The sequence below is a fragment of the Streptomyces atratus genome (assembly GCF_014648655.1).
Taxonomy (GTDB): Bacteria; Actinomycetota; Actinomycetes; order Streptomycetales; family Streptomycetaceae; genus Streptomyces; species Streptomyces atratus.
Map to the genome: position 1 here is coordinate 361,874 of NZ_BMRN01000001.1, position 14,181 is coordinate 376,054.

Consider the following 14,181-nt stretch of genomic DNA (forward strand, 5'->3'; position numbering starts at 1 on the left):
GGCCGGCAACAGACCCGATCCGGCAGCCCGCAACAGGACCGACCGGTGGTCCGGGTCCGGACCACCTTGAGCGCCGATCACCTCAACTCCTTTGCGAGGGCGGCCTCATGAGCACTCGCCGCAGCCGGTCCTGACGTCTGCGGCCCACACCGGCGCACCGATACGGCCAAGGCGCATCCGGCCCGGGTGTATGACGTATTTCTCGGTGTCGACGTATTTCTCGGTGTCAGGGACGACTGCCCCGCCGACCGTGAGGCGGCGGCCGCCGCGAATGCCGTCCGCGTCCTGGTGGCGCCCAGGCCCTGGCCGAGCGGCCGGAGGGCTCTCATTCCAGGGTGTGACGGCCCTCCGGCTGTGCGCTGCACGAGGCACGGAAGGTGCAGTGTGTGCAGTGCTGGCCGGTCGTGGGGGTGAACCGTTCGTCCAGGACCCGGCCGGCGGCCGTGGCCAGCAGGTCGGAGACCCACTCACCGGAGAGCGGTTCCTGGGCCTGCACCTTGGGAAGGGCGTCGCCGCCCTCCTTCTTCGGGGCGGGCTGTCGCAGCTGTACGAGTTCGGCGCCCCCGGGCACGGGACGGCTGCCGTCGAAGATCTCGTCGACCGCCCCTTCCCGGACGGCCAGCTGGTACACGGCGAGCTGGGGGTGGCGGGCGACCTCGTCCTTGGTCGGGGACTGCTTGCCGGTCTTGAAGTCGACGACGTACGCCCGGCCCTCGGCGTCCTGTTCGACGCGGTCCATGGAGCCGCGGATGCGTACCTCGTACTGCCCGGCCTCCAGCGTCACGTCGAAGTCGTGCTCGCTCGCGGCGGGGGTGCGGCCGGTGCGGTCCATGACGTGCCAGCGCAGGAAGCGTTCGAGGGCGGCCCTGGCCTGGTCCTTCTCCTGCCGGGACTTCCAGGGGGCGTCGAAGACGAGGCCGTCCCAGACCGAGTCCAGCCGCTCCATCAGGACAGCCAGATCGGCGGGGGTACGCCCGGAGGCCACCTCGTCGGCGAGTACGTGGACGACGTTGCCGAAGCCCTGTGCGGCCGTCGCCGGGGCGTCCGCCTTCACCTCGCGGCCGAGGAACCACTGGAGCGCGCAGGTGTTGGCGAGCTGGTCGAGCGCGCTGCCGGAGAGGGACACGGGCTGGTCCCGGTCGCGGAGCGGGACGGCGGAGCGGGTCGGCTCGTACAGGCCCCACCAGCGGTAGGGATGGGCCGCGGGTACGAGCGGCTGGCCGTCGTCGTCGGTGAGCGCGGCGAGGCGGGCGAGGCGGTGGGCGGCCTCCTCGCGCAGGGCGTCCGAGGCGTCGGGGTCGACGGTGGTGGCGCGGAGTTCGGCGACGAGCGCGGCGACGGCGAGCGGTCGGCGCGGCCGGCCGGTGACGTCGCGCGCTTCGACGCCGAGCTCGGTGAGGAAGCGGGACGGCTGGTCGCCGTCGTCGGCGGGCGCCTTGACCGCGGTGACGACGAGCCGTTCGCATGCGCGGGTCGCAGCGACGTAGAAGAGGCGGCGTTCCTCGGCGAGGAGGGCGCCGGGGGTGAGCGGTTCGGCCAGGCCGTCGCGGCCGATCCGGTCCGCTTCGAGGAGCGAACCGCGGCGGCGCAGGTCCGGCCAGAGTCCCTCCTGCACCCCCGCGACGACGACGAGGCGCCACTCCAGGCCCTTGGACCTGTGTGCGGTCATCAGCCGTACGGCGTCGGGCCGCACCGCGCGCCTGGAGAGGGTGTCGGCGGCGATGTCCTGGGCGTCGACCTCCTCCAGGAAGTTGAGCGCGCCGCGCCCGCCGGTGCGTTCCTCGGCGCGGGCCGCGGTGTCGAAGAGCGCGCAGACGGCGTCGAGGTCGCGGTCGGCGTTGCGGCCGCCCGCACCGCCGCGCAGCGCGGCACGCTCCAGCCGCCCCGGCCACGGGGTGCCGGCCCACAGCTCCCACAGGGCCTCTTCCGCGGTACCGCCGCCTTCGAGAAGCTCGCGCGCCTTGCGCAGGAGCGCGCCGAGTCGCTGGGCGCCGCGGGCGTACGCCGGATCGTGCGCGACGAGCCGCTCGGGCTCGGCGAGCGCGCGGGCCAGCAGGTCGCCGGAGGGCGGCGGTACACGATTCCCGGCGGCCCGCTCCTCGTCGCGCAGGGCCCGGCCGAGCCGGCGCAGGTCGGCCGCGTCCATGGAGCCGAGGGGGGAGGTGAGGAGGGTCAGGGCCGTCTCGGTGTCCAGCCAGGAGGGCGCTTCAGGGGTGGATTCCCGGCCGGGAGCCTTTTCGGGGTCCTGGCCGGGAGCCTGATCGGGCTCCCGGCCAGGAGGAGCCGGGGCATCCGCACCCTCTCGGACCTCCGAGTCGGGAGTCTCCGCATCCTCCGAGGCCGGGGCCTTTGCCTCCGCGCCCGGCGCGCCCCGGCGCAGCGCCGCTGCGGCGACCGCGCGGAGGGCCGTCAGGAGCGGGGCCACCGCCGGTTCATGGCGCAGGGGGAGGTCGTCGCCGTCGACCTCCACGGGGACGCCCGCCGAGGTCAGGGCCCGGCGCACCGAGGGGATCGTGCGGCCTCCGGCCCGTACGAGCACCGCCATCTCGTTCCATGGGACGCCGTCCTCCAGATGCGCCCGGCGCAGCAGATCGGCGATGTTGTCGAGTTCGGTGGAGGCGGTCGGGTAGGTGTACGTCTCCACGCTGCCGCCCTCGCGGACCGCGGCGAGCTCCCGGTGGGCGCGGACCTTCGCCGAGGGCAGCCGGGTCAGCGGCATCCGCCGGGTGAGCAGCCGGGTGGCGGCCAGCAGCTGTCCGCCGGAGCGGCGCGAGGTCGTGAGGACGCCGACCGGTGCCGGGGCGCCGTCCGCCCGCCGGAACATCTCCGGGAAGTCGAGGATGCCGTTCACATCGGCACCCCGGAACGCATAGATCGACTGGTCCGGGTCACCGAAGGCGATCAGGTCCCGGCCGCCCCCGGCCCCCGGGGCGCTCCCCCGGTTGCCGGCCAGCGCGTGCAGCAGCCGCACCTGTGCCGGGTCCGTGTCCTGGTACTCGTCCACGAATACCGCGTCGTACTGCCCGGCCAGCAGCGCCGACACCTCGGGGCGCTCCGCGAGCAGCACGGCCCGGTGCACCAGCTCCGCGTAATCCAGCACCCCTTGTGCGTCCAGCACATCCAGGTACTCGGCGAGGAACTCGGCGGCGGCGCCCCAGTCCGGGCGGCCGGTGCGGCGGGCGAAGTCGGTCAGCGCGTCCGGGCCCAGGCCCAGCTCACGGCTGCGGGCGAGCACCGCCCGTACCTCGTCGGCGAAACCGCGCGTGGTCAGACAGGCCCGCAGTTCGTCCGGCCAGCGGATGTGCGTGAAGCCGTCCTGTTCCAGTTCGAGCTGGCCCGCGAGCAGCTCGCGGACGGTGACGTCCTGCTCCGGTCCGGAGAGCAGCCGCATCGGTTCGGCGAAGAGGTCGGCGTCCTGGTGGGCGCGGACCAGTGCGTAACAGAAGGAGTGGAACGTGGTGGCCTGCGGACCGCGGGCGGCACCGAGCCGGGCGGCCATCCGGTCGCGCAGCTCCACGGCGGCCTTGCGGCTGAAGGTGAGGACCAGGATGCGGGCCGGGTCGCCGCCCCGTGCGACACGTGCGGCGACCGCCTCGACGAGCGTGGTCGTCTTGCCGGTGCCCGGTCCGGCGAGCACCAGGAGCGGGCCTCCGGGGTGATCAACCACCGCACGTTGCGCCGCGTCCAGGAGAGGGGGATCCACGGAGCCCGGCGGGGTGCGCACCAGTCGGTACGCGCCCGTGGTGCTCCCCCTACGCCCCTGCGGGCGTGGGGGGACCCCCTGCCGTGCCTGACCGTGCGGGCTGTGCCGGGTGGTGGAGGAGGAGCTCACGTGGATCGCCGGTCCTGGTGGGTGTGCTGGTGCTGAGGGTGCGGTGCGTGCCGCGAACTGTCGACGCTACGCCAGCGGGGGTGCGGTCCGGGGCGAGTCCGCTGCGTGCCTCGTCACGTTCCGCGTCACGGGTGCCGTCGCGGCGTATCACTTCGTGTTCCGCATCACGCGCCGGGCCAGGCGCCGCCCGTTGCGCCCCCGAATGGCCGAAGCTGTCAGATGTGAGCACCTCCGCCCTTGTCCCCGTCCGCGTCCGCACCGCCGGTGACGCCGTCCCACCGCGCCCGCTTCATGTCGAGTCGCGGCAGATGACCCTCCGCGCTGCGCGACGCCTCGCGCAGCGGGGTGCTCTCCTCGCGGTAGTGGTCCAGCGCCCGCAGTTCGTGGCCGGGCAGCAGCGCCCCGTCTGCGCGCACCACGCGCCACCACGGCACCGCGGCCCCGTACAGCGCCATGACCCGGCCGACCTGGCGCGGGCCGCCGTCGCCCAGCCACTCGGCGACATCTCCGTACGTCATGACACGGCCGGGCGGAATCAGCTCGGCGACATCGAGCACCCGCTCCGCGTACTCCGGCAACTCGTCGATCGTCCGGTCGCCGCTCGTCCCGTCGCCGCTGGTCCGGTATTGGCTCATCCGGCCCATCCTGCCGTACGCCACCGACAGCCCGGCCCGGTCCGTGTGCGCTCTTTCACTGGGCGTGCGTGCGGGAGCAAAGGAGCGTATCTTGCGCTTCGCGTGTTTGCGCAGTGCACCCTGATGCCCTCCTCAGTCGCCGGGCCGTGCCACCATCGTGCGGGCGGTGACCGGTGATACGAGAACACGAAGACCAGCCAGAGGCGACGAAGGAGCAGGGCGTGCAGCCACCGAAGGCGGCAAACGCCCCTGACGCCGCGCGGTATCCGGACGCTTCGGACGGACCCGCCGAGAAGCCCGCTGCGGAGCAGGAAAAGTCCGGTGCGGAGCAGGGGGAAGTCCCCGAGCACCCGGTCGGCTCGGCGCTCTCGTCCGCTGCGGCGGAACAGGCCGACCGCGTCTCCGGGGACGAGCCGCTGCTCGCCGCCCGGGTGCACCGCCCCTCCGATCTCATGCGGCTCCTCATCGGGGTCCTGTCGATCGTCGTCCTGCTCTCGGTCGCCGCGTTCGCCCACGGCACGACCGCCGGTCTCGAACAGGACATCAGCAAGGGAACCGGCCAGGCGCCCGACATCCTGATCAAGACCGGCGGTCTGGTCTCCAGCATCGCCGTGCTGCTCGTTCCGGTCGCGTTCGCCATCGAGCGGCTGATCAAACGCGACGGACTACGGATCGCGGACGGCGTGCTCGCCGCCGTACTGGCGCACGGCGTCACGCTCGCCACCGATCTCTGGGTGGCCAAGTCCGCCCCCGGCACCATTCAGGACGCCCTGACCCAGCCGCAGCCCGGTGACGCGCTCACCGATCCCGTACACGGCTATCTCGCCCCCGTGATCGCCTATATGACGGCGGTCGGGATGGCGAGACGGCCGCGCTGGCGGGTCGTGCTGTGGGTGGTGTTGCTGCTCGACGCGTTCGCCATGCTGGTCGGCGGTTACACGACCCCGTTCTCGATCATCCTCACCGTGCTGATCGGCTGGACCGTGGCGTACGGCACGCTGTACGCGGTCGGCTCGCCGAACGTACGGCCGACCGGTCAGCATCTGATGGCCGGTCTGCGCCGTGTCGGCTTCCGCCCGGTCACCGCGATGCGCGCCGAGGACGCACCCGACTCCGGCGATCAGAGCGACCGCGGGCGCCGCTATCTGGTCACCCTGGAGGACGGACCACCACTCGATGTAACGGTCGTCGACCGCGAGCAACAGGCGCAGGGCTTCTTCTACCGGGTGTGGCGCAGGCTCACCCTGCGCGGCATCACCCAGCGCCGCTCCATCCAGTCGCTGCGTCAGGCCTTGGAGCAGGAGGCGCTGCTCGCGTACGCGGCGATCGCCGCCGGGGCCAACGCACCCAAGCTGATCGCCACCTCCGAGCTCGGGCCCGACGCCGTGATGCTGGTGTACGAGCACATCGGCGGCCATTCCCTGGACGCGCTGGAGGACTCGGAGATCACCGACGAGCTGGTGCGCGGCGCCTGGCGTCAGGTGAAGGCGCTCCAGTCGCGGCGGATCGCGCACCGCAGGCTGACCGGCGACGCCATCCTGGTCGATCGTTCCGGCAAGGTGTTCGTCACCGATCTGCGCGGCGGCGAGATCGCGGCCGGTGATCTGGTCCTGCGGATGGATGTCGCTCAGCTGCTGACCACCACGGGCCTGCGGGTGGGCGCCGAGCGGGCCGTCGCCGGTGCTCTGGAGGTGCTCGGCCCCGATGCCGTAGCGGACTGTCTGCCGCTGCTCCAGCCGATCGCGCTGAGCCGCTCCACCCGGGCGACCCTGCGCCGGCTCGCCCGGGAACGCTCGCAGCGCGAGCGCCAGGCGGTGCTCGATGCGTCGGACGCGGCCAAGCGTGCCAGGGCGCTCGAACACGGGGCGGCTCAGGAGACCTCCACCGCCGGTCCGGTGCCGGACCACAAGGCTGCCCGCAAGTCGCTGCGCAACGAGAAGCAGGCCGAGAAACGGGCTATGGACGACGCGCTGGAAGAGGCTCGCGAGGAGGATCTGCTCTCCCAGATGCGGCAGCAGGTGCTGCTGATCCGGCCGCAGGCACCGGTCGAACCGGTACGGCTGGAGCGCATCAAGGCGCGCACCCTGGTCAGCTGTATCGCCGGCGCCATCGCCGCCTACTTCCTCATCTCGCAGGTCACCCAGGCCGACTTCGGTGCGGTCGTCGAGCAGGCGGAGTGGGGCTGGGTGGCGGCCGCGGTCGGCTTCTCGGCCCTCAGCTATGTCGCGGCGGCGATGAGTCTGCTGGGCTTCGTGCCGGAGCGGGTGCCGTTCGGCAAGACCGTGCTGGCACAGGTCGCCGGGTCCTTCGTGAAGATCGTCGCCCCGGCCGCGGTCGGTGGTGTGGCGCTGAACACCCGCTTCCTGCAGCGTGCCGGGGTGCGTCCGGGCCTCGCCGTGGCGAGTGTCGGCGCCTCGCAGCTGTTCGGTCTCGGCTGCCACATTCTGCTGTTGGCGGCGTTCGGCTATCTGACCGGTACCGAGAAGACCCCGTCCTCGCTCACTCCTTCCAGGACCGTGATCGCCGGGCTGCTGACGGTCGCGGTGCTGGTGCTGGTGGTGACGGCGGTTCCGTTCCTGCGGAAGTTCGTGGTGACGCGGGTGCGGTCGCTGTTCGCCGGCGTCGTGCCGCGCATGCTCGACGTGGTGCAGCGGCCTCAGAAGCTGCTGACGGGCATCGGCGGAATGCTGCTGCTGACCGGCCTGTTCGTGATGTGCCTGGACGCGTCGGTCCGGGCGTTCAGCGGCCCGGATGTGCCGCATCTCAGCTACGCGAGCATCGCGGTGGTCTTCCTGGCCGGTAACGCGCTGGGGTCGGCGGCGCCCACACCGGGCGGAATGGGCGCGGTCGAGGGCGCGCTGACGCTGGGGCTGATCGCGGTCGGCCTGCCGAAGGAGGTCGCGGCACCGGCCGTTCTGCTGTACCGACTGCTGACGCTGTGGCTGCCGGTGCTTCCCGGCTGGCTCTGTTTCAACCATCTGACCCGCAAGGGCGAGCTCTGATCCGCAAGGACGAGCTGACGGTTCCTCAGCCGTAGCACGCGCCTTTCCATAGGGCCGGTCGGGCGACCGGGGAGAGCCCCGGCCACCCGCTTGGACCAGTGCCTCGTGCACGGGTCCGGTTCCCGCCGCACGATGGGGCCATGAGGACCTCCGCCCTGCGCGCCGCCACTCTCGCCGCCGCCGTCACCGTGCTCCTTCCCCTCACCGCCTGCTCGGAGAGCGGCACCACGGACGACCCGGACGGGCCGCCGCGCTCTCCGGTTGCGGCGAATGCCGCCGAGGCGAGCAGCTCCGGCGAGCTCGCCTCCCAGAAGCTGACATGGAAGCCCTGCCCGGCCCCGTCCCCGGCACAGGGCGGCGGAAAGACCCCGTCGCCCCTGCCCGGCGGCACCCCCTGGGAGTGTTCCTTCATGAAGGTCCCGCTCGACTACGCGAATCCGGGCGGCGAGACGATCGAACTGGCACTCATCCGGGCCAGGGCCAAGAATCCGGACAAGCGGATCGGCTCCCTCATCTTCAACTTCGGCGGCCCCGGCGCTTCCGGCGTCGCCACCCTGCCCGCCTTCGGCAACGACTACGACAAGCTCCGCGCCGGCTACGACCTGGTCAGCTTCGACCCGCGCGGGGTCGGCCGCAGTGCGGGCGTGGAGTGCGAGACCGACCAGCAGCTCGACGCCCGCTACGAGACCGACGTCACGCCGGACGACAGCGCCGAGGTGAATGCCTTCGTCAAGGACATCAAGACGTTCGCGTTGGCCTGCAAGAAGAACTCCGGCAGGGAGCTCCCCTACGTCGGCACCATCAACGCCGCCCGCGACATGGATCTGATGCGTCAGGTGCTCGGAGACAAGAAGCTGTACTACTTCGGCATCTCGTACGGCACCGAACTGGGCGGCGTCTACGCCAACTTGTTCCCGAAGAACGTCGGCAGGTCGGTGCTGGACGGGGTGGTCGACCCGACCCTGGACTCCGTGCAGTCCTCGCTCGGCCAGGCCAAGGGGTTCCAGCTCGCCCTGGACAACTTCGCCGAGGACTGCGTGAACCGCGGCGCTGCCTGCAAGCTTCCCGGTTCCACCGGCAAGGAGGTCGAGCAGGGGATCTCCGGCCTTCTCACACGGCTGGAGAAGAACCCGATCCCGGGGCTCGGGACCCGGCAGCTGACGCAGTCCCTGGCCATCACCGGCATCGCGGCCTCCCTCTACTCCAAGGAGACCTGGCCGTTGCTGGAGCAGGGAGTGGACGAGGCCGACGGCGGGAACGGCGCGCTGCTCCTCGCTCTCGCGGACTCGCTGAACGGCCGTGAGGCCGACGGGCACTATGACAATTCGATGGCTGCCAACACCGCCATCAACTGCGCCGACTCCAAGCAGCGGTTCACCGCGGACCAGACCATGGCGAAGCTCCCGGAGTTCCAGTCCGCCTCGCCGGTCTTCGGTGACTATCTGGGCTGGGGTCTGATGGCCTGCACCGGCTGGCCGGTGGCGGGCGTCTGGGAGACCCCGGACGTCAGCGCCCCGGGAGCGGCCCCCATCCTCGTCATCGGCAACACGGGCGACCCGGCGACCCCGTACAAGGGAGCGAAGTCGATGGCCGATGCGCTGGGCAAGGGCGTCGGTGTGGAGTTGACGTACGAGGGTCAGGGGCACGGCGCGTACAACAGCGGCAATGCCTGTGTGCAGAAGGTCGTGGGCGACTATCTGCTGAACGGCAAGGTTCCGGCGGCCGGGACGGTCTGCAAGTAATTCACCGCCTCGAACGGCCCGGGTCCTGTCGTCGAAATACCGTCGTCGCCCCCACCGCAGACGGCAGTTCGACGACAGGACCTAGCATGGGCGCACTTTCTGTACGTCGTATGTACAGGCACATCGGGGAGGGACGTACACGTGGTCGGACACGCACGCGCCGGGGCTCTGGCGGGCGCCGCACTTCTGCTGACGGGGCTGCTCGCGGGCTGTGGCGGGGGTACGGACGACAAGCCGGCCGAGAGGACGGAACACGGTGCGGCGTCCTCGCCCGGCCGGTCGTCCACGCCGAGCGGGCAGCCCGGCAGGCCCGAGCTGCCCGCCGCCCTCACCTCCCAGCGGCCGGACTGGAACAGCTGCAAGGCCCCCGCGGGCGGCAGCGCACCCGGTGGGGACTGGCTGTGCGCGACGGTCAAGGTGCCGCTGGACTACGCGAAGCCGGACGGCGACACCATCGGGATCGCCTTGATCCGCAAGAAGGCCCGGGACGAAAGCCGGCGCCTCGGCGCGATGCTGTTCAACTTCGGCGGCCCGGGCGGCTCGGGCGTGGCGATACTGCCGCGCGCCGCCGGCTCGTACAAGAAGCTCAACGCCCGCTACGACCTGGTGAGCTTCGACCCGCGCGGGGTCGCGGACAGCGCAGGGGTGAACTGCCGTACCGACAAGGAGACGGAGGACGCCAACCGGAAGGTCGACATGACTCCGGACACGGCGGCGGAGGAGGCGGCGTTCATGAAGGACGGCGCGGACTTCGGCGCCGGCTGCGAACGCCGCTCCGGCAAGGTCCTGCCGTACGTCGGCACGACGAACGCCGCCCGGGACATGGATCTGATCCGTGAGGTGCTCGGCGACAAGAAGCTCACCTACTTCGGCATGTCGTACGGCACGGAGCTCGGCGGCACCTACGCACACCTCTTCCCCAAGAACGTCGGCCGGACCGTCCTGGACGCCGTCGTCGACCCGACCGCGGACACGATCGGGCACGCCCGCAACCAGGCGACCGGCTTCCAGCGGGCGCTGGAGAACTACCTCAAGGACCGCGGCCAGGACCCGAAGGCCGGGACGCAGCGCATCGCCCGGCTGCTGAAGCGGATCGACAACAAGCCGCTGCCGACCACCTCGGGCCGCGAGCTCAACGAGTCGCTGGCCATCACCGGCATCGTCATGCCGCTCTACTCCAAGAGCAACTGGCCGTATCTGACCCAGGCGCTGGACGAGGCCGAGAAGGGCGGCACCGGCAACATGCTGCTCCAGCTGGCCGACGCGTACAACGGCCGTGACGAGAAGGGGCACTACGACACCCAGAACCACTCGCAGCGCGCCATCTCCTGCGCGGACAGCAAGCTCCGGCCGACGGCGGCCGAGGCCAGGACCATGCTCCCCGAGTTCCGGAAGCTGTCCCCGGTGTTCGGCCCGTTCCTGGCGTGGGACACGGCCGGCTGGTGTGCCGAGTGGCCGGTGAAGGGTGAGCACGACAACCCGGAGGCAAGCGCTCCGGGCGCCGCTCCGATCCTGGTGGTCGGTACGACCGGTGACCCGGCGACGCCCTACGAGGGTGCGCAGAAGATGGCGGACGAGCTGGGCAAGGGCGTCGGCATCATGCTCACCAACAAGGGTGAGGGGCACGGCGCGTACGGCGAGAGCACGTGTGTGACGTCGACCGTGAACGCGTACTTCCTCGACGGGAAGGTCCCCGCGGACGGCAGGACCTGCTCGTGACGCGGGACGTGTGCATGCCGAAGGGGCCGGTCCGCAGCGCGCGGACCGGCCCCTTCGGCATGTCGGTCTCAGTACACCGGCTTCTCGGGCTCGATCTGGTTGACCCAGCCGATCACGCCGCCGCCCACGTGCACCGCGTCGGCGAAGCCCGCCGACTTGAGGACCGCGAGAACCTCGGCGCTGCGGACACCGGTCTTGCAGTGCAGGACGATGCGCTTGTCCTGCGGGAGGTCCTGGAGGGCGTTGCCCATCAGGAACTCGTTCTTCGGGATCAGCCTGGCGCCGGGGATCGAGACGATCTCGAACTCGTTCGGCTCACGGACGTCGATGATCTCGATCTTCTCGTCCGCGTCGATCCACTCCTTGAGCTGCTTGGGAGTGATCGTGGAGCCGAGCGCCGCCTCCTGGGCCTCCTCGGACACGACGCCGCAGAAGGCCTCGTAGTCGATGAGCTCGGTGACGGTCGGGTTCTCGCCGCAGACCGCGCAGTCGGGGTCCTTGCGGACCTTGACCTGGCGGTACTGCATCTCCAGGGCGTCGTAGATCATCAGCCGGCCGACCAGCGGGTCGCCGATACCGGCGAGCAGCTTGATGGCCTCCGTGACCTGGATGGAGCCGACCGAGGCGCAGAGCACCCCGAGCACGCCGCCCTCGGCGCAGGAGGGGACCATGCCCGGCGGGGGCGGCTCCGGGTAGAGGCAGCGGTAGCAGGGGCCGTGCTCGGACCAGAAGACGGACGCCTGGCCGTCGAACCGGTAGATCGAGCCCCAGATGTACGGCTTGTTCAGCAGTACGGCTGCGTCGTTGACCAGATAGCGGGTGGCGAAGTTGTCCGTGCCGTCCACGATCAGGTCGTACTGGGCGAAGATGTCCATCACGTTGTCGGCTTCGAGCCGCTCCTCGTGAAGGACCACATTCACGTACGGGTTGATGCCCAGCACCGAGTCCTTGGCGGATTCGGCCTTGGAGCGGCCGATGTCGGCCTGGCTGTGGATGATCTGGCGCTGCAGGTTCGACTCGTCGACCTCGTCGAACTCCACGATGCCGAGCGTGCCGACACCGGCGGCGGCCAGGTACATCAGGGCCGGCGAACCGAGACCGCCGGCGCCGACACAGAGCACCTTCGCGTTCTTCAGCCGCTTCTGTCCGTCCATCCCGACATCCGGGATGATCAGGTGGCGGGAGTACCTGCGGACCTCGTCGACGGTGAGCTCAGCAGCTGGCTCGACCAGGGGTGGCAGCGACACAGGAACCTCAACAATGCAGGTGGTCGGTTTCTACGTACTTCATCTGCGTACGGTTGTTCTTGCCGTAACACTGCCACGCCCCTTCTCATTCCGAGATATCAGGTCCGATCCGCGAGACGATTTCGTCCCAGTACCTGGGCAGCGCCGCGAATGGGTCCGTTTGTCCGTGTTGGTTGTCCCGGTCCGTGAAGAAGATCGTGCCCGCGCCCTGCCAGCGGGCGATGCGCATGGCCTCTTCGAGGTGGGTGCGCGGAACGCCGTGGACGAAGTGCGCGAACCGCTCCGGCGGATAGGCGGCGGTCCACTGGGCCACCTGCGACCAGCGGTAGTCGGTCCACGGTCCGGAGAAGGTGACCAGTTGGTCGGCGGCCTCGGCATAGCCCGGATGCGGATGGGTGCCCAGTCCCAGCACCAACAGCCCGCGCTCCTCCACGTGGTCGCCGTGTTCGAGGAGCGTGGCGAGTGTGCTGGTGAGACGGCGGACCGCCGCGAGGTCGCCGCGCCCGGCCGGGCACCGACCGAGATAGAAACCGTCGACGCGGTACCAGTCGAGGAAGGACTGCGCGTCGGCGATCAGCTCACCGAAGGAGCGGCTGCCCAAGGCCAGATCGAGGTGGCCGAGCAGCCGGCCGCCCGCCGCCCGGACGGCGTCCTGCGGGGCTTCGCCGTGCACGGCCCGCTCCCGCGCGTTGCGGAGCCGGCCCGCGGCCTCCAGACAGTGCGGATCGGGGCGGGCGCCGGGGCCGTTGTCGATGTTGAGGACCGCCCAGTGCAGCGGGGTGCCGGGGCGGGTGAGCTCGGCCCATTCGGTGGGGGCGAGCAGCGGATGCGCGTAACCGGGGACGCCGAAGCCGAGCTGTTCGGCACCGCTGGTCCGGCGGGCGGTCTCGGTGGGGGTCAGATACGGCACGCCGCCTCCATCCAGATGTCGGCGAGGGACTCCTCCAGATTGATCCGGGGGCGCCAGCCGAGCCGGTCCCTGGCGGTGCGGACGTCGGCCTGCTGCCAGGCCCCGCAGCCGTCCGGGTAGGGGGAGGGGGTCGCCGAGAGGTGCTCGATGACCGACTCGGTGGAGGTGCGCGGGGCGCCGATGGGCAGCCGGGGCGGGGGCGCGTCGAGCTCGTGGAGTGCGCCCGCGTATCCGGCGACCCGGGCGAGGACCGAGGCTGCGTCCCGGAGCCGCACGGCGCGGCCGGTGCCGATGTTGACGACGCCCTGCGCGGCGGAGAGCGAGGCGGCGTGCACGGCGCGCGCGACATCGCGTACGTCGACGAAGTCGCGCTGCACCCCGAGGCCGCTGAGCTTCAGCTCACCGTCGCTGGACTGCATGGCCCGGCGCATCGCCTCGGCGAGCCTGCCGAGCGGGGAACCGGCCGGGGTGCCGGGGCCGACCGGGGAGAAGACCCGCAGCACGACCGCGTCGAGGCCGGAGCCGAGGACGAGTTCGGTGGCTGCGAGCTTGCTGACGCCGTACGGGCCGCCGGGGCGCGGAATTGCGTCCTCCGCGGTCGATGAGCCGGGCTGCGAGGGCCCGTACTCCGACGAACAGCCCACCTGGACGAGACGGGCCGTACAGCCGCTGCGCCGCATCGCCTCGCAGACGGTGGCGACGGCGACGGTGTTGTGGCGGGTCAGCTCGCGGGCCCCGCCGCGGGTGGCGCCCGCGCAGTTGACGACGACCCCGGGGTGGACGGCGTCCAGGAAGCGGGTCAGCGCGCCGGGGCTGCCGCCGGAGAGGTCGAACCGTACGTCGGCGTCGTCGCCGCGGCCGAGCGCCGTGAGGTGCACGGCGGGGTCGGCGAGGAGGCGGTCGGCCACGAACCGGCCGAGGAATCCGTTGGCGCCGAGCAGCAGCACCCTCATCGCGTGCCCCCTCGGTGCCGACGGCGGGCTGCCGGTGCGGGGGATTGGGGGGTCATGTCCGGTATCTCCTTGAGGAAGTGTGGTGCGGTACGGGGAAGGACCCGCGGCGTCGGCTCCGCGGGGGCCGTGCCGGTGGTTCGT

Annotated in this window: 8 protein-coding genes; 3 read left to right on the forward strand and 5 right to left on the reverse strand. The window is 71.4% G+C overall.

The window, feature by feature from the left end; translation table 11 throughout:
- Nucleotides 1-325 precede the first annotated feature (325 nt).
- Entirely contained in the window at nucleotides 326-3,832 is a 3,507-nt protein-coding gene (locus tag IEZ15_RS01565; RefSeq protein ID WP_189273548.1) for an ATP-dependent helicase, read from the reverse strand.
- Between the two features lie 215 nt (nucleotides 3,833-4,047).
- Nucleotides 4,048-4,467: an MGMT family protein gene (locus IEZ15_RS01570; RefSeq protein ID WP_189273550.1), complete on the reverse strand. Its 420-nt coding sequence runs from the start codon at nucleotides 4,465-4,467 to the stop codon at nucleotides 4,048-4,050.
- 221 nt (nucleotides 4,468-4,688) lie between these two features.
- Here IEZ15_RS01570 and IEZ15_RS01575 point away from each other — a divergent pair, with 221 nt between their 5' ends.
- From IEZ15_RS01575 to IEZ15_RS01585, 3 genes are all read left to right on the forward strand, one after another.
- Nucleotides 4,689-7,469 carry a lysylphosphatidylglycerol synthase domain-containing protein gene (locus IEZ15_RS01575; protein ID WP_114246512.1) on the forward strand — a complete coding sequence of 927 codons (2,781 nt, stop codon included), beginning with the start codon at nucleotides 4,689-4,691 and terminating at the stop codon, nucleotides 7,467-7,469.
- A gap of 140 nt (nucleotides 7,470-7,609) precedes the next feature.
- Nucleotides 7,610-9,211, forward strand: a complete 1,602-nt coding sequence (locus IEZ15_RS01580) for an alpha/beta hydrolase (RefSeq protein ID WP_189273552.1) — start codon at nucleotides 7,610-7,612, stop codon at nucleotides 9,209-9,211.
- A gap of 141 nt (nucleotides 9,212-9,352) precedes the next feature.
- Complete coding sequence (locus tag IEZ15_RS01585; RefSeq protein ID WP_189273554.1) at nucleotides 9,353-10,930, forward strand: alpha/beta hydrolase; 1,578 nt, start codon at nucleotides 9,353-9,355, stop codon at nucleotides 10,928-10,930.
- Between the two features lie 68 nt (nucleotides 10,931-10,998).
- On the opposite strand, the gene moeZ is transcribed toward IEZ15_RS01585, so the two are convergent.
- From moeZ to IEZ15_RS01600, 3 genes are all read right to left on the reverse strand, one after another.
- Complete coding sequence (gene moeZ, locus IEZ15_RS01590; protein ID WP_114246509.1) at nucleotides 10,999-12,177, reverse strand: adenylyltransferase/sulfurtransferase MoeZ; 1,179 nt, start codon at nucleotides 12,175-12,177, stop codon at nucleotides 10,999-11,001.
- 85 nt (nucleotides 12,178-12,262) lie between these two features.
- Entirely contained in the window at nucleotides 12,263-13,087 is an 825-nt protein-coding gene (locus IEZ15_RS01595) for a spherulation-specific family 4 protein (RefSeq protein ID WP_189273556.1), read from the reverse strand.
- A complete protein-coding gene (locus IEZ15_RS01600; protein WP_114246507.1) occupies nucleotides 13,075-14,040 on the reverse strand; it encodes an NAD-dependent epimerase/dehydratase family protein in 966 nt (321 codons plus the stop codon). Before IEZ15_RS01600 ends, IEZ15_RS01595 begins: the two co-directional genes overlap by 13 nt.
- Nucleotides 14,041-14,181: the final 141 nt, after the last annotated feature.

What these genes read in the sequence shown, in the direction of transcription:
- IEZ15_RS01570 (WP_189273550.1), bottom strand. Translation starts at nt 4,467, where the DNA reads ATGAGCCAATACCGGACCAGCGGCGACGGGACGAGCGGCGACCGGACG.
- IEZ15_RS01580 (WP_189273552.1), top strand. Translation starts at nt 7,610, where the DNA reads ATGAGGACCTCCGCCCTGCGCGCCGCCACTCTCGCCGCCGCCGTCACC.
- IEZ15_RS01600 (WP_114246507.1), bottom strand. Translation starts at nt 14,040, where the DNA reads ATGAGGGTGCTGCTGCTCGGCGCCAACGGATTCCTCGGCCGGTTCGTG.